The sequence below is a fragment of the Paenibacillus gallinarum genome (assembly GCF_014836635.1).
GTDB lineage: Bacteria > Bacillota > Bacilli > Paenibacillales > Paenibacillaceae > Paenibacillus > Paenibacillus gallinarum.
Genome location: NZ_JACSQL010000001.1, coordinates 72889 through 92860 on the forward strand (window position 1 = coordinate 72889; position 19972 = coordinate 92860).

The 19972-nt window shown below is 44.4% G+C and carries 18 protein-coding genes; 14 read left to right on the forward strand and 4 right to left on the reverse strand.

Annotation, left to right across the window (positions count from 1 at the left end; translation table 11 throughout):
- Window positions 1–15: 15 nt before the first annotated feature.
- Window positions 16–885, reverse strand: a complete 870-nt coding sequence (locus H9647_RS00315; protein WP_191797135.1) for a VOC family protein — start codon at window positions 883–885, stop codon at window positions 16–18.
- Window positions 886–1021: 136 nt separating this feature from the next.
- Entirely contained in the window at window positions 1022–1939 is a 918-nt protein-coding gene (ku, locus tag H9647_RS00320; protein WP_191797137.1) for a non-homologous end joining protein Ku, read from the reverse strand.
- A gap of 150 nt (window positions 1940–2089) precedes the next feature.
- On the opposite strand from ku, the gene H9647_RS00325 reads away from it, so the two are divergent.
- The 6 genes from H9647_RS00325 to tsaD all read left to right on the forward strand — a co-directional run bounded on the left by H9647_RS00325 (window position 2090) and on the right by tsaD (window position 5639).
- The gene (locus H9647_RS00325) at window positions 2090–2395 is read left to right on the forward strand and encodes a hypothetical protein (RefSeq protein WP_191798679.1); all 306 of its coding nucleotides are present in this window, start codon (window positions 2090–2092) and stop codon (window positions 2393–2395) included.
- Window positions 2396–2397: 2 nt separating this feature from the next.
- A complete protein-coding gene (locus H9647_RS00330) occupies window positions 2398–2580 on the forward strand; it encodes an H-type small acid-soluble spore protein (RefSeq protein WP_160032316.1) in 183 nt (60 codons plus the stop codon).
- Between the two features lie 184 nt (window positions 2581–2764).
- Window positions 2765–3253: a tRNA (adenosine(37)-N6)-threonylcarbamoyltransferase complex ATPase subunit type 1 TsaE gene (gene tsaE, locus H9647_RS00335; protein WP_225228974.1), complete on the forward strand. Its 489-nt coding sequence runs from the start codon at window positions 2765–2767 to the stop codon at window positions 3251–3253.
- Window positions 3250–4062, forward strand: a complete 813-nt coding sequence (tsaB, locus tag H9647_RS00340) for a tRNA (adenosine(37)-N6)-threonylcarbamoyltransferase complex dimerization subunit type 1 TsaB (protein ID WP_191797141.1) — start codon at window positions 3250–3252, stop codon at window positions 4060–4062. The genes tsaE and tsaB overlap by 4 nt, the downstream gene beginning before the upstream one ends.
- 18 nt (window positions 4063–4080) lie before the next feature.
- Window positions 4081–4602, forward strand: a complete 522-nt coding sequence (gene rimI, locus H9647_RS00345; protein WP_191797143.1) for a ribosomal protein S18-alanine N-acetyltransferase — start codon at window positions 4081–4083, stop codon at window positions 4600–4602.
- On the forward strand, window positions 4599–5639 hold the full coding sequence (tsaD, locus tag H9647_RS00350; RefSeq protein ID WP_191797145.1) for a tRNA (adenosine(37)-N6)-threonylcarbamoyltransferase complex transferase subunit TsaD: 1041 nt from the start codon (window positions 4599–4601) through the stop codon (window positions 5637–5639). Before rimI ends, tsaD begins: the two co-directional genes overlap by 4 nt.
- A 442-nt stretch (window positions 5640–6081) precedes the next feature.
- On the opposite strand, the gene H9647_RS00355 is transcribed toward tsaD, so the two are convergent.
- Entirely contained in the window at window positions 6082–8031 is a 1950-nt protein-coding gene (locus tag H9647_RS00355; protein ID WP_191797147.1) for an ABC-F family ATP-binding cassette domain-containing protein, read from the reverse strand.
- Window positions 8032–8320: 289 nt separating this feature from the next.
- Here H9647_RS00355 and H9647_RS00360 point away from each other — a divergent pair, with 289 nt between their 5' ends.
- The 8 genes from H9647_RS00360 (at window position 8321) to H9647_RS00395 (ending at window position 14135) form a co-directional block, all read left to right on the forward strand.
- Window positions 8321–8995, forward strand: coding sequence for a 5-formyltetrahydrofolate cyclo-ligase (locus tag H9647_RS00360; protein ID WP_191797148.1), 675 nt, complete (start codon window positions 8321–8323; stop codon window positions 8993–8995).
- A 6-nt stretch (window positions 8996–9001) separates the two neighbouring features.
- Window positions 9002–9508, forward strand: a complete 507-nt coding sequence (moaC, locus tag H9647_RS00365) for a cyclic pyranopterin monophosphate synthase MoaC (protein WP_191797150.1) — start codon at window positions 9002–9004, stop codon at window positions 9506–9508.
- Window positions 9509–9524: 16 nt separating this feature from the next.
- Window positions 9525–10010 carry a MogA/MoaB family molybdenum cofactor biosynthesis protein gene (locus H9647_RS00370; protein WP_160032308.1) on the forward strand — a complete coding sequence of 162 codons (486 nt, stop codon included), beginning with the start codon at window positions 9525–9527 and terminating at the stop codon, window positions 10008–10010.
- Between the two features lie 137 nt (window positions 10011–10147).
- Complete coding sequence (gene tatA / locus H9647_RS00375; RefSeq protein ID WP_191797152.1) at window positions 10148–10390, forward strand: twin-arginine translocase TatA/TatE family subunit; 243 nt, start codon at window positions 10148–10150, stop codon at window positions 10388–10390.
- A gap of 138 nt (window positions 10391–10528) precedes the next feature.
- Complete coding sequence (tatC, locus tag H9647_RS00380) at window positions 10529–11308, forward strand: twin-arginine translocase subunit TatC (protein WP_191797154.1); 780 nt, start codon at window positions 10529–10531, stop codon at window positions 11306–11308.
- A 212-nt stretch (window positions 11309–11520) separates the two neighbouring features.
- Window positions 11521–11802, forward strand: coding sequence for a co-chaperone GroES (gene groES / locus H9647_RS00385; RefSeq protein WP_191797156.1), 282 nt, complete (start codon window positions 11521–11523; stop codon window positions 11800–11802).
- A 73-nt stretch (window positions 11803–11875) separates the two neighbouring features.
- Entirely contained in the window at window positions 11876–13510 is a 1635-nt protein-coding gene (gene groL, locus H9647_RS00390; RefSeq protein ID WP_191797158.1) for a chaperonin GroEL, read from the forward strand.
- Between the two features lie 193 nt (window positions 13511–13703).
- Window positions 13704–14135: a hypothetical protein gene (locus tag H9647_RS00395; RefSeq protein WP_191797160.1), complete on the forward strand. Its 432-nt coding sequence runs from the start codon at window positions 13704–13706 to the stop codon at window positions 14133–14135.
- Window positions 14136–14294: 159 nt separating this feature from the next.
- Here H9647_RS00395 and H9647_RS00400 read toward each other — a convergent pair whose 3' ends face one another.
- Window positions 14295–19868 (reverse strand): sugar-binding protein, encoded by a 5574-nt coding sequence (locus H9647_RS00400; protein WP_191797162.1) that lies wholly within the window; start codon window positions 19866–19868, stop codon window positions 14295–14297.
- Between the last annotated feature and the right edge of the window lie 104 nt (window positions 19869–19972).

The window sequence follows — 19972 nt, forward strand, 5'->3', positions numbered from 1 at the left end:
TATGTGTAAGAGAGATCAGGCGTGAGTAATTCGAATCTGGATACCGAAGGGATTCATTACTCTAGCTTCCTCCGCTTTGCGGCTGACAGAGACTCCGTTCTGCTCAAGTCTTGTGAGAGCTTCTTCATACACGACCTGATTCTCAAAGATAATGGTAAAATAATCAATTCCAACAGCATCCGTAGGTACTTTCGGTGCACCTTTGCCTGCCCATACATTAAGACCAATGTGGTGATGATATCCGCCTGCTGATGCGAAGAGGGCATGCATATTGCGGGAAGCGTCTACCACAATATCAAAACCAAGCAGATGATTGTAGAAATGGCGTGCTACTTCTAGATCAGAGATATGAAAATGCACATGTCCAATGATCGTTCCTGCAGGCAGTCCCGTAAAAGGTGTAACTCCCGCGAGTTGCAGTAAGCCTTCAACATCGACAGGATCTGTTCCCATGATGTAGTTATTATGTTCATCTTTCTTCCATGTGCTTCTTGGACGATCCGCATAAATCTCAATACCATGTCCATCCGGATCATTGATGTATAATGCTTCGCTGACCGTATGATCGCCTTGACCAATCTCAATCCCCGCTTCGGCAAGATGCCGTAGTGCAATGCCTAGAGAAGTACGATCCGGCAGTAGAATGGCAAAATGATATAGTCCTGCATGGCTTCTTGGTGCAACCCTCTTAGCATTCGGAATCTCTTCCAGAATAAGAAGCGGTGTAGAGCCGTCTTTCGCTGTAAAGCTTGCAACATGTTCTCCGGTACGGGATAACAAGGTCAGACCAACCACTTGTTCATAAAAAAGAATGGACCGTTCCAAGTCGCTTACACGAAGTTTTACTTCACCGAGCACGGTATTTGGATGAATAGAATAAGTCATATGATAAATCCCCCTTATGTAAGTAAATCAATTAAATTAACTAAAATAAATATACTTAATTACTTTGTGTAAGTAAGTATAAAGTGTTAATCGATTTACGTCAATCAGAAGATTTATGATAGATAGATTCCATTTGTTAGGCTCCGGACTCTTTTGTTTTGGCAGTTTTGCGTTTTTTTGGTTTTGGCGTAACGACAGGAGTCGTCTTGATTTCTTCTGATTTAGCTGCAGTTGCCGTTTTCCGCGTCCGTTTCTTGGCTGGTGGTTTTCCTGGATCAGTTGGTATCGGCTGCGTAGCTTCAATGCTTGCCTGAAGAGCAGCCATTAGATCAACAACGTTGGTCTCTGGTTTAGCAGGGGCGACTTTGAATTCTTCTCCGGCCACTTTATGCTGAATCGCGTCAAGTAAGCGCAGACGATAATCATCCGTATATTTTTCAGGCTCAAATGGAGTAGACAGCTGGTCGATCAGCAACTTAGCCATCGTGAGCTCCTTATCATTCACCACGGTGTTCTCCGGAAGATTCGGAACCTGAGAGATGGGGCGAATTTCGTCGGGATAAAAAATCGTTTCGATAGCAAGACATTCATCTAATACACGGATGGCTGCAAGGCTGCTTTTCGAACGAATCGAGATTTTGGCAATACCAATCTTCCCTGTATCCCTCATTGCAGACATCAAGAGCTGATAGGCGTTAGCGCCTGCTTGATCGGGAGACAGGTAATATGTTTTTTGAAAATAAATAGGGTCGATATCGGTTAAATTCACAAAATCAAGAATGGTAATATTTTTATTAACTTGATCAGATAATTGCTCTAATTCCTCTTTTTCAAAAAGAACGAATTTGCCCTTCTCATATTCATATCCTTTCGTAATTTCCTCCCATTTCACTTCAATATCACAAGAAGGACATTTACGGATATAGGCAAGCGGACTTCCGCACACATTATGGATGTATCGCATCGAGATGTCTTTATCTTCCGTAGCTGAGAACATTTTGACAGGGACATGAACGAGTCCGAAGCTGATGGCTACCTTCCAGACAGTATGCATGATTCTTCCCCCTCCTTCTTCATCATTTATCAATCCTGTTTTACTGCTATTATGGTCAAAAAAAGCCGGATCTATCCTGATTTCTGACGCATGATCTTCTTTTATAGCGGGCATAGTACATAAATCATTACTAAAGGGGGAAGCTAGAAGATGACATGGGATTATTCGGATTCGCATGAAGGAAGAGATGGGAAAGATGAATGGGATCTTCCTGCTGATTTTGGAGGACCGGATATGATTGCTGTCGATTTAGTGAACTGGGAAGCTGTTACTGCTCCTGAAGATGAAGTAGAGGAATCGTTCGAGAATACCGCATTTGATGTTGATCGAATGGTGAATGAAGGGCTTGGCGGTGGAGAAGTTACGCGGGATAACGGATATATTGGAGACAGTACGAGTGATGCTCTTTTTGATGAAAGTGAATTTAAAGTGAATGAGAAGAAAGGGGAGGAATAGAGATGGAAGCAACGCGCGCAAAAGCAATCTTTGATGCGAAAGAAAATTATGCTGTGAAATTAGATGGTGAAAAACCGGTATGGATCGAGCATGTAGATTTAGACAATAAAATGGCAACAGTACAAATCGGAAATAATCCGCTGGATACGCATACCGTGAATGTAGAGCGTCTTGTAGAAGGTTAACAGTTATACTCTACTTACGAAAGCCATGAACAGCAGAGATAAGCAGAACTCGGGGGAGAGGTAACATCCTTCGGGTTCTTTGACTTGTCTTTCGCCTTGCGAGTGAAAGTGTGGAACTATATAATGAGATGAAGTATTTTGTTATCCTTACATAAGGATAATGGACCGAAAGAAGGTTGGCACATTGGTACAAGAACATCAGGAATGGGTGTTTCACTCTAAAGGTGTACAAGATACAGACAAATTGGCGGCTGTCCTTGCGAAGTTAGTAATTCCTGGGACCGTCATTGCGCTTGATGGAGATTTGGGTGCGGGAAAGACCGCATTTTCTCAAAGCTTTGCAAGACATCTCGGTGTAGAAGGGGTTGTGAACAGCCCTACATTTACACTGATTAAAGAATATAAGGGAAGACTTGCACTATATCATATGGATGTGTACCGCATTTCTTTAGATGAAGCTGAAGGATTGGGCCTGGATGAATATTTCTACGGTGATGGTGTAAGTCTGGTAGAATGGTCCAGCATCATCCCTGAACTGCTGCCGGAAGCTCATCTGCATATTCAGATGGAAGTTACGGGAGCAGAAGAACGAGTTATTCGTTTAGATGGTTACGGAGCACCTTATGCTTCATGGTGTCAGGAATTAAGCAGAAGTGGAGTCGATAAGGGATGAACGAAGAACATCAGCCGCGTCAGCGGTTTTTGGTGCTTGATACATCGACAGCTGTGCTTGCCGCAGCCGTGATGTCAGAAGAGACACTAGTAGCTGAAAGTAATACAAGAGCAGATCGTAATCATGCCGTGCATGTGGTGCAGGCTTTGAAGGATCTGATGGAGAATAATCAAATAACAAAAGAAGATATAGCTGGCATCGCTGTCGGCATTGGACCGGGTTCTTATACAGGGGTCCGCATCGCGGTCACGGCGGCCAAAACATTAGCTTGGGCTTGGGGCGTTCCTGTAGCTGCTGTATCTAGTCTTGCGGCGCTTGCTTTAGGCGGACTAGGGGCTTATTTGAATGATACTAGTTTGGCGGAAAATCCACACGGATCACCGGATAAGTCCGGTAGCCGCTACTGGGTTGTACCGCTGATGGATGCGCGGAGAGGTCAAGCTTATACTGCGTTGTTTGAAGGAGAAGGAGCAAGTTCGGAACTGCACCGAATGGAGCCTGATGCTATAAGGCTGGTCGATAGCTGGGTAGATGCGATTGCATCGCTGCTGAGTGAACTTCCTTCTTCGGATGCACCGGACGGAATTCTTTTTGTAGGAGATGTAGAGCCTCACAGGCAGACGCTCGAGAAACTTCAGATGATGCAGCCTGAAGTACAGATTCATCTTCGATCTTATGAGATGGAAGGGCATTATGTTGGCAAGATCGGAGCAGCGAAACTGCTTCAAGGGGAGCAGGAAGATATTCATACCTTACTGCCGAATTACACCCAACTTGCAGAAGCGGAAGCAAATCTTCTGCGTAAATGAAGGGAGTCGTAGAGCTGCATGGATCGTATGGAAGAGAAGGGACAGCTCGTTTTCCGGATGATGACGATGCAAGATATACCGGATGTCCTCATTATTGAACAGGATTGTTTTACATTACCATGGACGGAAAGTGCGTTCGTGAACGAACTTACACATAACCATTTTGCGAAATACATGATTATGGAACTAGACGGTAAACCGATTGGATATGCAGGAATGTGGACTATTATTGATGAAGCCCATATTACGAATATTGCCGTTCTGGAAGCATACCGTGGCAGAAAGCTTGGGGAGAAGCTGCTTACGGAACTTATGAAGACAGCAGCCTATCTTGGTATGACAAGAATGACTCTGGAAGTTAGAGTCTCAAATACGGTAGCACAAGGATTATATGAGAAAAAAGGATTCAGACCTTCCGGACTCCGCAAAGGATATTATTCAGATAATAATGAAGATGCAATGATTATGTGGGCTGATTTATCCGCAAGCGCGCAGCTGGGTACGGAAGGAACAGAGGAAGGAAGTCTAAGAGATTCATGACACAATCGTCCTTACAAAATACAAGTTATATTCTCGCTGTGGAGACAAGCTGTGATGAAACGTCCGTTTCTGTGATTAAGAATGGGCGCGAAGTATTGGTGAACCTCATCGCAAGTCAGATTGAGACACATAAAGCTTTTGGCGGGGTTGTACCGGAAGTTGCTTCACGGAAGCATGTTGAGGTCATTACGCTCATTATGGAGCAGGCTATTGAAGCATCGGGTATCCAGCCGAAGGATCTATCCGCGATTGCGGTTACGCAGGGACCTGGTCTTGTGGGTGCTTTGCTTGTAGGTATCGTTGCTGCCAAAACGCTAGCGATGGCTCTTGAAAAGCCGCTGATCGGAACTCATCATATTGCGGGTCATATCTATGCAAACCGTTTGGTGGAAGAGATTGAATATCCAGCGATGGCACTGGTTGTATCCGGTGGACATACGGAGCTTACCCACATCCCTTCGGAAGGTAAGTTTGAAGTGATCGGACGTACACGGGATGATGCAGTAGGTGAAGCTTATGATAAAGTCGCACGCGCACTCGGTTGTCCTTATCCGGGTGGACCGCATGTGGACCGGATGGCTCATGAAGCAGAGACGGTAACGCCGCTTCCTCGGGTATGGCTTGAACCAGGTTCTTATGATTTCAGCTTCAGTGGTCTAAAGTCCGCCGTGCTGAATATCGTGAATCAGGCATCGATGAAAGGCGTAACACTTGATCGCAGCAGTGTGGCGCGTGGTTTTCAGGAATCGGTCGTTGAAGTGCTTGTCGAGAAAGCCGTTCGTGCGGTTCGTGCTTATGGTTCCAAGCAGCTTCTGCTAAGCGGAGGGGTTGCTGCGAATAAAGGTCTGCGCAAGGCACTCGAGGAACGCTGCGCCAAAGAAAACATCAAGCTTCTCATTCCGCCAATGGAATACTGTACTGACAATGCGGCGATGATTGGAGCAGCTGCCTACCTGAAATGGGAACGTGGCATGTTTTCGGATCTGAAGATGCAAGCAGAACCAGGCTTATCTTTGGAGAACTGGTCCGTAGAGTAAGATTAATCACATAAATAAAGATAAAGAGCATAAAGATCAAAAGTCGACATCTTCTATAGATGATCGACTTTTCTTTTTGCGCGGAAACCAATATGTAGGATAAATACGATTAACTAAAAAAGGTAAATCTGTCAAGTTGTTAACAAAGTTATCCACATATCCGGAAGATAATGGGGATAAAACCAAAAAAGTGAGTAATATTACGTTTTCGCAAACAAATGAAAATAACGAAAATTCTTAACATCCATATGTAAGGTAAATTGTGGATAATGTGGATAGAATAGTGGATAATATTGGGTTTTACATGAAAATGGCTTTATTAAGCCAAAAAAACAGCCCAAAGGGCTGTTAAATTGGATTTGTTATCCACTTTTTCTGTGGATAGTATTGTTAATAGTTTCTTTATACTGTAAATATGTCAATTTAAAGATTTATTTTTTTACTATTCAGCGAGTTCTTCCCACTCTGCATACACTTCGCTGAGCTTGTTCTTCCAAGTTTCGATCGATTGCTGAATTTCTTGTAGTTTCATGTAATCTTGATAGATCTCTGGCTTCGCCATTTCCGCTTGCTCTTCTTCAATCTTACTTTCGATATCCGCAATTTGTTCTTCGAGACTCTCCAGTCTGCGCTGTCTGTTCCGCTCTTCCCGCTTTGCCTGCTTCTCCGCTTGAAATAGATCGGCTCCAGACTTCTCAGCGGCGGAAGAAGATGGTGTACTCTGTTTCGTTGTTGCTGCCTTTAGTTCTTTGCGTTCCTGCTCGATTTCTTCAAGCTCCTGTTTCTTCATCACATAGTCATCATAATTTCCTAGGAAATGCTGTGTTCCATTCGGGTGCAGTTCGACAATGCGTTCTGCCATTTTGTTAAGGAAATAACGGTCATGTGAAATGAAGAGCAGGGTTCCTTCGTAATCGATCAGTGCAGATTCAAGTACTTCTTTACTATATAAGTCCAAATGGTTCGTCGGCTCATCAAGTATAAGTACATTGGATTCTTGCAGCATAAGCTTCGCTAACGATACACGGGCTTTTTCTCCGCCGCTCAGCGCACTGATTCGCTTCTGCACATCATCTCCGCTGAAGAGGAAGTTACCGAGTACAGTACGAATACGTGCTTCTTCCATATGTGGATATTCACTCCACAATTCTTCAAGTATGGTGTTCTTATCATTGAGATTCGTCTGTTCCTGATCATAGTACCCAAGCTTAATCTTGGTACCCCAATCGATCTGACCTGAGCGCGGAGTCATCTGTCCTGTCAGGCATTTAAGCAGGGTGGATTTTCCGATTCCGTTCGGTCCAATGAGAGCAACTGTTTCTCCTCTACGCAGATCCATATCCGCATGTTCGAAAAGTGGCTGACTTTCTTCATCAAAAGCGACAGATAAGTCCCGCACATGCAGTACTTCTTTTCCAGACATATAAGCAATATCAAAAGAAAAGTGAGCCCGTTTCAAATCGCCTTGCGGCCGATCCATGACTTCCATCTTATCCAGAGCTTTGCGCCGGCTTTGAGCGCGTTTGGTAGTGGAAGCACGCACAATGTTCCGCTGAATAAATTCTTCCATCTTGGAGATTTCATCTTGCTGCTTCTCATATTGTTTCATCTGAGCTTCGTATTCTGCTGCTTTGATCTCCATATAACGGCTGTAATTCCCCGTATACTTGCGGGAACGGTGCCGTTCAATCTCCACAATACCGGTGACAAGCCGGTCAAGGAAATACCGGTCATGGGAGACAACTAAGATGGCGCCTGAATATCCGCGAAGATAATCCTCCAGCCAAGTGAGTGTTTCAATATCTAGATGGTTCGTCGGTTCATCCAGCATAAGCACATCAGGAGCTTGAAGGAGGATTCGGGCAAGAGCAAGTCTTGTCTTTTGTCCACCGCTGAGAGTAGAAATCTTCGTATCTACAGGAAATTCACCGAACCCCATCCCGTGCAGGACACTTCGAATTCGTGTTTCGATCTCGTAGCCGCCATGATCTTTGAACCAGTCTTGACGTACGGCGTAACGCTCCAGCAGATCGGCATATTTTTTCTCATCATTCATTTCTTTTGGATCCGCAATTCGCTGTTCCATCAGTCTTAGTTCTGCTTCGGTTTCCGTCAAGTGAGCGAATACCTTAAGCATCTCTTCCCATAAGGTCCCATCTGACTCCAGGCCACTGTTCTGTGCGAGGTATCCGATGGTTGTTTCTTTGGCTTTAAAGATTTGACCTCCGTCATAGGACATTTCTCCAGCCAAAATTTTCAGTAGAGTAGACTTCCCAGCACCATTGACCCCTACAAGTCCAATCCGTTCACGTTCTAATATCTGTAGGCTGACACCTTCGAGAATGCTGTCTATGCCATATCGTTTTATAATTCCAGAAGCTTGAAAAAGCATGATGTTTCCTCCTGTCTAGAAAGCAATAAACTAGTCCTAGTTTACATGAAAAAGCAAGGCTTTGCACCGCTTAGAACAAGTTATAACCGAAGTTACCCGTCAGCCTTGGATAAAAAGGTTTGAACTTTGTCTCGCTTATAGTCTTTTCATGAAATAGGTGATAAACTTAAAGTTAGAAAAAGCCGAATTGTGATTCACATTAGTGAACGTCAGCAAGTGGTGATGAACGCTAGTGAACAGGTTGTGAATAACCACTTTTCGCACGACGGATAAAACGGAGGGAAAGTGGATGGAAGCACATCCGGACAAGCTCCAGTTAAAGAAGCAACTTCGAAGAAGAATGCTTGCGGTGCGCGAAGCACTGCCGCCTGATCAGCGTTCAGAAGCATCAAGGCAGATATCTGAATATGCCACTCAGGAGATGGATCTTTTGCGCAGTAAGCTTAAGCAGAAGAATCTAACTCTTTTTCTATATATGACTTTCCGAAGTGAAGCCGATACTTTTATGCTTTTGGCGAAGGCACTGGCCCAAGGAGACAAGGTACTCGTGCCGAAGGTAAAAGAGGATTCGGAACTTATGGAACTTAGGGAGATTAAGCGGTTGACAGATGTGGAGCCGGGAAGATGGAATATTCCTGAGCCGGTAGATCATACCGCTATCTATCCTGTAGAGAGATGGCCTGAGATTGATCTTGTCATTGTTCCAGGACTTGCCTATGACCTTTGTGGAGGAAGAATTGGATACGGTGGAGGGTATTACGACCGCTTTGCCGAAAAGATGTATATGGAAGTTCAGAAAAAGCAAATAGAAGGCCAAAATGTAACCTTACCTCTATATGCAGGGCTAGTTCTTCCCGGACAGTTACTTCCGCCGAATGATATTCCCATGGAACCGCAGGATTTTAGACTAAACCTTCTTTTTACAGAGAAGGGTGTTTTACATACTCAAATAAAAGGAACGTGATGGAACATGGATGCGAAGTCACAGAACGGACAGAATGAAAGACAGCAACTGACTCATTTCAATGAGCAGGGACGTGCGAGAATGGTGGATATCTCGGGTAAAGAGGTTACCGTTCGTACCGCGGTCGCACAGTCGAAGATTACAATGAATGAAGCTACACTTCAGGCGATTAAGGCAGGTACGGTAGGAAAAGGGGATGTACTGGCCGTTGCTCAAGTGGCCGGAATTCAAGCTGCTAAGCGTACTTCCGATTGGATTCCGATGTGTCACCCGCTGCCGCTTACCGGTGTTAACATTACTTTTGCAGATAACGGAGAACGCGAACTTTATATTGAAGTGTCCGTTAAGACAGAAGGAAAAACAGGTGTAGAGATGGAGGCTCTAACAGCTGCATCGGCAACTGCACTCACCATCTACGATATGTGTAAGGCGATGCAGAAAGATATGATAATAGGTCCGACACTGCTGAGTTCAAAAACAGGTGGTAAAAGTGGGGACTATAAATCCAAATAGAGGGATGGGTGATCTTATGTTGTGGAAAACAGCGATCCTTACAGCAAGTGATAAGGGAGCGAGAGGAGAGCGGGAAGACACGAGTGCGCAGGTCATCCGTGAACTTGTCGAAGAAGAACTGGGCGGTGAAATTATTGAATACCGCATTGTGCCGGATGAACCAGACGAGATCATTGCTGCGCTGATTGAAATGACGGATTATTTTCATGCGGACCTTGTTCTTACCACAGGCGGGACTGAACTTGCGATTAGAGATGTTACACCAGAAGCTACACGCAGAGTCATTGACCGTGAAGTACCAGGTATGGCAGAAGCTATGCGGATGACGGTGCTCCAGAAGAATCGGGGAGCTATGCTCTTTAGAGGAATCTGCGGTATTCGCGGAAGAACGCTGATCGTGAATTTACCGGGAACACCTAAGGGTGTGCACGAGAATCTCGCAGCTATTATGGACCAGCTCCCAGAGGCACTTCTGATGGTTACAGGTCAATTTAGACAGTAAGCGAGTGACCATGTATCCCTTCCTTTTTCTTGTAAATACGGCTATGTATGTGATTACATTTGTGGTATGATTTCATGTAGATGGATGATTATGGATGCTAATCCATATGTAAAGTACAACAAGAAGGAGGGGTATACATGCCAAATATCGGAGGAACGGGCTTTATTCTGCTTGTCATTGTTGCCTTGTTGTTATTCGGACCTAACAAGCTACCTGAACTGGGACGAGCTGTAGGAAGAACGTTCCGTGAATTTAAGAATGGTGCTCAAGAGATCATGTCAGATGAACCTTCATCCCGTAAGGGATCTTCAGCAAGTGAAGTAAAGTCAGCTGAAGCAGCGACAGTTCAGAAAACAGAGGATAAGCGCCTGCCTGAGTAATTCTATATGTCTTATGCTTGCGCGCTTTAAGTGAGGGTGCATGCTAAGTGCTTGTTTCGTGCAAGTTAAGGATCCCTTCTTTGTAAGAAGGGTTTTGTTTTTTCTTCTACCTGATGAGCAGAGAGAGGGAGTGTTACGATGTCTGAACATGAAGAAGGCATGACGCTGGTGAGTCACTTGGGGGAACTGCGAAGACGTCTTGTCGCTGTACTGGTCGTACTTCTGCTCGGTCTGATTGGCGGTCTATTTATCAGTGATCCGATCTATCAATATCTGACAGCATATGGGCCCCTTCCGGGTATAGAACTTCATGCCCTTACGCTGTGGGATGGACTTGGAATGTATATGAAGATTGCTCTTATTTTTTCTCTTGTTATTACGTTGCCTTTTACAGCCTATCAGATTTGGAAGTTTGTGAGTCCAGGTTTGAAGCCGAGTGAGCAAAAAGCGACTGTGCGTTATATTCCTTTTGTTTTTTTATTGTTCTTATTAGGAATTGCTTTTTCATATAAAATATTGCTCCCAATGGCTACCTCTTTTACAAGCAGTATCAATCAGAATCTTGGTCTTGTCGAAACGTATGGGATGGCACAATATTTCACGTTTATGTTTAATCTAATCCTGCCTGTATCGCTGTTATTTGAACTGCCTGTTGTTGTTATGTTTCTGACGAAACTGCGTATTCTCAATCCACTGCGTTTACGTAAAATGCGCCGGATCTCCTACTTTGCACTTGTATTTATCGCTGTATTTGTGACCCCGCCTGATTTTATTTCCGATATTTTGGTTACAATTCCTTTGATCCTGCTCTATGAGTTCAGTGTCTTTCTGTCATCTGTTGTTTACCGGAAGCAACTCGAAGAGGCTGAGGAATACGAATCAAGATATGTTAAGGTGGATGCAGGAGAGAAGATATAGGACGAGCATAATTTTTACAGGATTGGAGAGAATGGAAGATGGCTTCATGAATTACTGAAAAGATCTGCTAAAAATCCTGAAAAGGACTTGAAATCATCTTCTAATTTCAGTATCATGAAATTGGTTGTTAGCACTGACGACTGTCGAGTGCTAATGTAAGAGTGCAACAACCGTAAGATATGTAACTTACTTATTTAAGGAGGCTATTTTTCATGATCAGACCTTTAGGTGAACGCGTATTGGTAGAACCGATCGAACAAGAAGAGACAACAGCTTTCGGGATTGTACTTCCGGACTCTGCTAAAGAAAAACCGCAAGAGGGTAAAGTTATCGCTGTTGGCGCTGGAAGCTTAAAAGATGGCGTTCGTGTTCCTTTGGAAGTAAAAGAAGGAGACCGCGTTATTTTCTCCAAATACGCTGGAACAGAGCTTAAATACGAAGGTAAAGAATATTTGATTATGAAGGAAAGCGACATTCACGCAATCTTGGGTTAATCTTCATAAGTGAAGAGCTTGAATATATGAATCGAAGCATAGATTTCATAATATATTAGGAGGTTTTATCACCATGGCTAAAGATATTAAATTCAGTGAAGACGCACGTCGTTCCATGCTTCGTGGTGTGGACGCTTTGGCAAACGCAGTAAAAGTAACACTCGGACCTAAAGGACGTAACGTTGTTCTTGAGAAAAAATTTGGCAGCCCCCTCATCACGAATGATGGTGTAACCATTGCGAAAGAAATCGAACTTGAAGATGCATTTGAGAACATGGGTGCTCAACTCGTTAAAGAAGTAGCTACAAAAACGAACGATGTTGCTGGTGACGGTACAACGACTGCAACCGTTCTTGCTCAAGCCCTCATTACAGAAGGTCTGAAAAACGTAACTGCAGGTGCAAGCCCAATCGGTATCCGTAAAGGGATCGACAAAGCGGTTCGTGCTGCTGTTGAAGAACTTCACAAAATCTCCAAACCAGTTGAGAACAAACAATCCATCGCACAAGTTGCTGCTATTTCCGCAGCTGACGACGAAGTAGGCGAACTGATCGCTGAAGCAATGGAAAAAGTGGGTAACGATGGTGTTATCACTGTTGAAGAATCCCGTGGTTTTGAAACTGAACTTGAAGTGGTTGAAGGTATGCAATTCGACCGCGGATACATTTCTCCATACATGATTACAGATACAGATAAAATGGAAGCTGTCCTCGACAACCCATACATTCTGATCACTGATAAAAAAATTACAAACACGCAAGAAATCTTGCCTGTTCTTGAAAAAATCGTTCAACAAAGCAAACCGCTTCTGTTGATCGCTGAAGATATCGAAGGCGAAGCGCAAGCGATGCTGATCGTGAACAAACTGCGCGGAACATTCAATGCAGTAGCTGTTAAAGCTCCTGGATTTGGTGACCGTCGTAAAGCAATGCTGCAAGATATCGCTGCTCTGACTGGCGGCCAAGTGATCACTGAGGAACTCGGACTTGATCTGAAATCCGCTTCTATTGATCAACTGGGTACTGCTCGTCAAGTACGTGTAACAAAAGAAAACACAATCATCGTTGACGGTGCTGGAAGCAAAGAAGATATCGATGCTCGTGTTAAACAAATTCGTTCCCAACTCGAAGAAACAACTTCTGAGTTCGATAAAGAGAAATTGCAAGAGCGTCTTGCTAAACTTGCTGGCGGCGTAGCTGTTATCAAAGTAGGTGCAGCATCTGAAACTGAGCTGAAAGAACGTAAACTTCGTATCGAAGATGCTCTGAACGCAACTCGTGCAGCAGTAGAAGAAGGTATCGTATCCGGTGGTGGTACAGCTCTAGTGAACGTATATGGCGCTGTAGCTGCAGTAGGTGAGAAACTTGAAGGAGACGAGCAAACGGGTGTGAATATCGTACTTCGCGCTTTGGAAGCTCCAATCCGTACAATCGCTGCTAACGCTGGTGAAGAAGGTTCCGTAATCGTGGACCGTCTGAAACGCGAAGAAGTTGGCGTAGGATTCAACGCTGCTAATGGTCAATGGGTGAACATGATCGAAGCGGGTATCGTTGACCCTGCGAAAGTAACTCGTTCCGCATTGCAACATGCTGCATCTATTGCGGCTATGTTCCTCACTACGGAAGCAGTTATCGCTGACAAACCAGAACCAGCAGCTCCTGCAGGTCCAGACATGGGCGGCATGGGTGGAATGGGTGGCATGATGTAATAACAAGGTTTAAACCTTGTTGCTTCAATACATCGAAGTAGCCACATTTTAATTGAGGCATCTCAATAGTTCTCTAAACTATTGAGATGCCTCTTTCTTTTTATTGATTAGAATCTTATAAATTAATTGTTGAGTTATACTTTCATCTTTCGAACTATTAAGGCGAATTAGCAATGATAAGGAGTTTATATTCATGTTTTTGAAATCAGCACAACTTTACAGTAATAACGAGAAACAGTTTATAATATCTAATCAAATTCTACTAAACGGTTTTTTAACAGAGTACGGAGAGGTTACCGAATTGGAATGGAATTGTAGTGAAGAGATCTTACAAAAAACGTTACTTGAAGCGTTAAATAAATCAAATACTATAACTTTGGAAAAAGAAGATAAAGTGGATCCTTTAGCAAAGCATCTAGGAATAAAAAGTTGGAAAAAGGCAAAAAGTGATAAAAAACTAGTTATGGTGAATCATCATTTTGATGACGATCCTTATTTTAAAGTTACTGCTACAAAAAAGATGAAGAATGGAGCGTATCCCGGCATAAAGAGTGTAGAGATTCTTGATGATGAAGCTCTACAAGACAATAACCTTGCTAAAAGTGTGCTAAAGGCTATGAAATAATCTAGCATTTAAATAAAGCATAAGACCCCTGACTCATTAAAGAGCTAGGGGTCTTACACTTGATTAATAAATAAGTTCCTCTGCAAGATGAGTAAATACTTCACCGATTACAGAATCCTCGTCATAGACGGAGGGGTCTGTATTTTTCTGCTTACGTTTTTACTTAGCGAGATATTCCACGAATCTTGTAAAGATGGTAGCTACCTCGGCGCGGGTTGCGTTGGCGTTGTGGTCAAAGAGGTTGCCCGGCTTACCTGATACAATGCCGATGCCCTGCAGTGCCTGAACGGCCTCGAGCGCCCATGAGCTGATCTCACTCTCGTCCGCGAAAGACGTAGATTGGCTTTTCGGTATCTCAAAGCCCTTGTATTTCATGTAATTGTATAGGATCACTAGCATCTGCTCACGCGCAATCGTTGAATTGGGTTTAAACTGGTCTGCGCTTATACCGTTGACTATGCCGTTTTCGGCCGCCCACTCGACTGCGGCCGTGTACCACTGTCCGTCCGGCACGTCGCTAAAGCGGGAGTTCGCGCCGCCAGAGCGGTTTACGTTCTCAAGGTTGGCCAGTGCCTGCACGAACATCGCGCGCGTCATAGAGGTTTCCGGTGAGAACGTCGTGGACGTTGTTCCGTTGAAAAGACTGAATGTGTAGGCGAAGTTTACATAGCTGTAGAACCAGTTGTCATCGTTGACATCATTGAAAGGATTACCCGATACGACGATGAAGCCCAGTGCAGTATCATCATCGAGTACAAGCTCCGTACCCTTTTGAATATTCAACGATACGCCGTTTTCTAAGCTAACAATCGCGACGCCAGATCCTACCACGATCTTACCGTTTGAGTCTATTGTTGTACCTTTTGGTACTTCGATCTTCGTTCCGTTCTTAGTCACAATCTCACCGCCACCGGGAAGGGTAGTGATGCCATTTTTGTCCGTGACCGCAGGCTTATCTTTCGGTGTGTTCACTGTGTAGGTCGGCTTAGAAGAACCAGTGTCTGTCACTGTGCCGGTATTGCTGGTGTTGTCTCCTAAAGGTTTAGGCACAGTCGGATTCGAAGGTGTCGGAGTTGGAGTCGGTGTAGGTGATGGTGACGGATTTGGATTTTGAGTTGTAGTCTGTTTCGGCTTCGCCGTCACAATTTTCTCCGCACTGTCGCCTTTGGAACTTACTGCTACGATCTTGAAGGTGTATTCTTGATTGTTGGTCAGACCTGTAAAAGTGTACTCGTACGTTGACTTATCCACTGAGATTGGTGTCTTGTCTCCATACCAGACTTTATAGCCCAGGATCGTGCTGCCACCGTCGTTCGCTGGAGCAGTCCATTTCAGTGTAACCTGTTTGTCGCCCGCCACCGCTGTAAAACTGCTTGGAGCATCAGGTACGCCTGATTTACTCTGTGAGAACATCCAATCAAAGACGTCTGTGTAGTCATTGTTCCAAGACGTCAAGTTAGAAGACTGTGCTGTTGGAGCTATGCTCCAATTCCCCATCGTAATCTGGTTGTAGAGAACTGCCGCTTCTACTTCGTGTGCTATATAGTCGAGCAGGGGAGGGTTGTTATTCGGATTTGGTCTTTGATTTGGTTGATCAAATTGATTGTATGGCCAGGTAAGAGCCTCATTGCTCTCAAAACGAGAAGCCCTTGCGTTAGTCATTTTAGGCATATTGTTATTTATGAAGTTATTGAGGTTAGTCTGGTATCCTCCTACGTTATGAGTGTTTACAAATATCCAATAGGCCAGATCTTTATGAGCTTCATTTACGCTTGCTTCCGGTGAGCCGAATACCGGGGCCATAGGTGCACCTGCTGCGAAGAATCCAGGATAAGTATTAATTAAGGTGTTCGTATACGCGCCGCCCCATGAAAAGCCCGCGACATAAATACGTTTAGGGTCTACTGATCCGCTTGCCACTAAGTCGTCGATCACTTTCTTAACATCGTCTGTTTTTGGAGTAGAGGTCCCATTGTAGGAAATATTCAGAATATGGCTAGCGTATTTACTAGGATCTTTCTCCATATTCTTCATCAGGGCAACCGAACCGTTAGCAGATTTCATAGACGCTTTTTGATCGATTTTTGACTGTGTGCCGCCTCGCGACATCCCGTGGGTATAGACATATAGCGGCATTCCTTGCAGCACTTCGCCTTTTCCATCCTCGTGAAGGTAGAGGGCGTAATTGAATGAATCATTCGTATGTGTTGTAAACTTGTCGAGGATTGGATTCACAACATTTGTCTGTTTAAAGACGGCGTTATTAAGCGAACCGCCTTTCGTCAGCACGATATCGTCTTTTTGAACAATGCTGTAACTTTGCTTTGTCGAGTTACTGCTTCCATCCAGGGTTGTTCTACCGCCGGCCTCTGTATAAAACTCAAGCTCAACTACGATGTAACGGCCGCTTTCCAGTCCGGCTTGATAATCCGGCGAATTGCTTACTTTCCCAACATAACCGCGTACTTTCGGTTCGTCGTTGGCATATACTCTTGAAATTTTGCGTGTTCCTTCAAAGACCAACTGGTCACCGACCAAGGTTGTGTTCTTTGCCGATACGTTAAACAAGCCTGCTTGAAGTTTGGAACCTAATGCTTCTTTTCCTTCGCCTAAGTCAATAATGACGGCTGTTGTGTACTCACCGCTAGCAAAGTTGTCATTCCATACAATAAAAGGAAGTTGATCAGCGGCTGGATCATCTTTGAACGTGACACGAATCTCATGATCAGCACTAATATTTGTTAAAGAGAAAGTATTATCGCTGGATATATTCACAGCTTTGCCATCAACCGTTACGGTATCTACAACATTGCCTTGATTAGGGGTAATCGTAAATGTAATATCTTCGCCTTTTTCCATTCTCAGAACATTGCCGGGTGCGTTTGGCGATATGTTGCCGCCCGTATCCGCCTGGATGGTGATGGAGAATCTAGTATCCACTTTTTCGGCTTCAATAAGCTCCAAGCTGTCTCTAAATGCAGCATCGCTACCATAACCCGTGTCCGGCTCTCCAAAAGCGGAAACGACTTCATAGCGATCCCCGCCTTTTTCACTCGAGTTATTAATATAAATATCGAAGGTAAACTTGCCTGGCTCCAGGATCAAGTTTCTTTTTGGAATCCTCATCTCCACGATATATCCTGTATCCGTAATCTGGGTCCACGCAGCTCTGTCCGTATCGGACTGCCCTGAATAAATGCCCGTCGAACTGACACGCCATTGGTTTGAACCGCTGGATCCTGGGCCGACATAGAACTCTAAGCTGTCATACGTGTGATCCCCGCCTGGTCCCTGATATACATTGCTATCCTGTACAACTACGCGGGAATACAGGTAGTCATTGTCCCATAGGATTCTGGCTGTGCCTGTGGCATGAGGTTTAGAATCATCAGGAACCGTACTTTTATTAAGAGGATACTCCGTTGTTTTGGACCACAGTGGGTCGTTCGATCCAAGCTCAGGAGTTCCATATGATGCGGTTGGAGCATCAGGCAGTACCATTTGTTTACTCTGTGAGAACATCCAATCAAAGACGTCTGTGTAGTCATTATTCCAAGACGGCAAATTAGGGGACTGTGCTATTGGAACTATGCTCCAATTCTTCTTAGTAAAAGGATTCTCCATAGTAATCTCATTGTAAAGAACCGCTGCTTCTACTTCGTGCGCTATATAGTCACGCAGGGGAGGGGTAGTATTCGGATTCGGTCTCTGAGTTGGCTGATCATATTGATTGTATGGCCACGTAAGAGCCTCATTGCTCTCAAAACGAGAAGCCCTTGCGTTGGTCAAATTCGGAATATCATTTTTAATGAAGTTATCGAGCTGCGATGCATTTACTCGAGTATCATAAGCGTTTACGAGTATCCAATAGGCTAGGTCTCTATGCGCTTCGTTTGCACTCGCTGACGGCCCGCCACTTGCAATTCCCAGAGGTGCAGCTGCTGCAAAAAAGTCTGGGTAGGTGTTAATTAAGGTGTTCGTAAACATGGCACCCATTGAAAAGCCAGAGGCATAAATACGGCTAGGATCTACTAACCCGCTGGCAACCATATTGTCTATAATCTTCTTCACATCGCCTATTTGTGGAGCAGAACCGCCACTAAAGGATATATTTAGAATATGGCTGGCATATTTATCGGAATTGTTTTCCATTTTCTTCATTAGAGCAACCGAACCATTAGCTGATTTCATAGACGCTCTTTGGTCGATATGTGCCTGTGTGCCGCCGCGTGAGAAGCCGTGAGTATAAATATATAGCGGCATTCCTTGCAGCACTTCACCTTCTTCATCTTGATGGAGGTAGAGTGCGTAATTGACCGAATCGCTTGTATGTGTTGTAAACTTGTCAAGGATCGGATTTACAACTTTTTCCTGTTTGAAGACAGCATATCTAAGCGGATAGCCTTCAGTTAGCACGATATCGCCTTTTTGAACAATGTTGTAATTTTGCTTTGTAGAGTTGCTTCCATCCAGCGTTGTTTTACCACCGACTTCTGTATAAAACTCTAACTCAACTACGATGTAACGGCCACTTGCTAGTCCTTCCTGATAGTCAGGTGAATTGCTTACCTTCCCGAGATAGCCAAGTACTTTTGGTTCGTCATTGGCGTATACTCTAGAGATCTTGTGCGTTCCTTGAAAGGTTACTGAGTCACCGACCAGGGTTGTGTTCCTAGCTGACACCGTAAACAAGCCCGGATAAAGCTCAGAACCTAATGCTTCTTTTCCTTCGCCTAAGTCAATGATGACAGCCGTGGTGTACTCGCCACTAGCAAAATTGTCATTCCATACGATAAAAGGAAGCTGATCAGCCGCTGAATCATCTTTAAATGTCGCATGAATGTTAAGATCAGCATTAATATTGGTTAGAGAAAAAGTATTATCGCTGGATATAGTCACTGTCTCGCCATTTACCGTTACGGTATCTACCGTTTTGCCGTGATCGGGGAGAAGGGTAAATGTTTTGTCTGTGCCAGAAAAGACTCTTAGAACATTGCCGGGTGCATTCGGCGTTATTGTGCCGCCCGTATCCATCAAGAGGTTAATGGAGTGTCTCTCATCCACTTCACTGGCCTCAATGAGCTCCAGACTGTCTATAAATGCAGCATCGCTACTAAAACCCGTGTCCGGATCTCCGAAAGCGGAAACGACTTCATAGCGATCCCCGCCAATTTCAGTCGAGTTATTGATATAAACCTCGAAGGTAAGCTTGCCTGGCTGAAGGGTTACGTTTCTTTTTGGGATTCTCATCTCCACGATATATCCTGTTTCCGTGATTTGGGTCCACGCAGCTCTGTCCGTATCGGACTGTCCTGAAAAGACGCCTGTCGAACTGACACGCCATTGGTTTGAACCGCTGGATCCTGGGCCGACATAAAACTCAAGGCTGTCGTATGTATGATTCGCACCGGATCCCTGATAAACATTGCTATCCTCTACAACTACCCGGGAATACAGATAGTCGTTGTCCCAGAGGATTCTGGCTGTGCCCGTGGCATGAGGTCTAGAATCGTCAGGAACTGTGCTTTTGCTGATGGGATACTCCTTTGTCTGTGCCCACAATGGGTCGTCTGACCCGAGTTCGGGAGTTCCGAAAAGAGCAGTCGGTGTTTCATCCGCTTCTGCGTTCTCGATGTTGTCATTTTCGGCGGCAAAGCTGACAGGCATTAGTGACGTCACCATTACCAAGCAACAGAGGAACGCGAGCATTTTGCGATACCGTTTTGAAATCAATGAAAATCCTCCTTGTTTTTCGATCGGGTGCATCACACGGCTTACCCGCATCTCATTTGGGATACATTGTAAATTTATCCAGTATCAAACTATTTAATATGGTT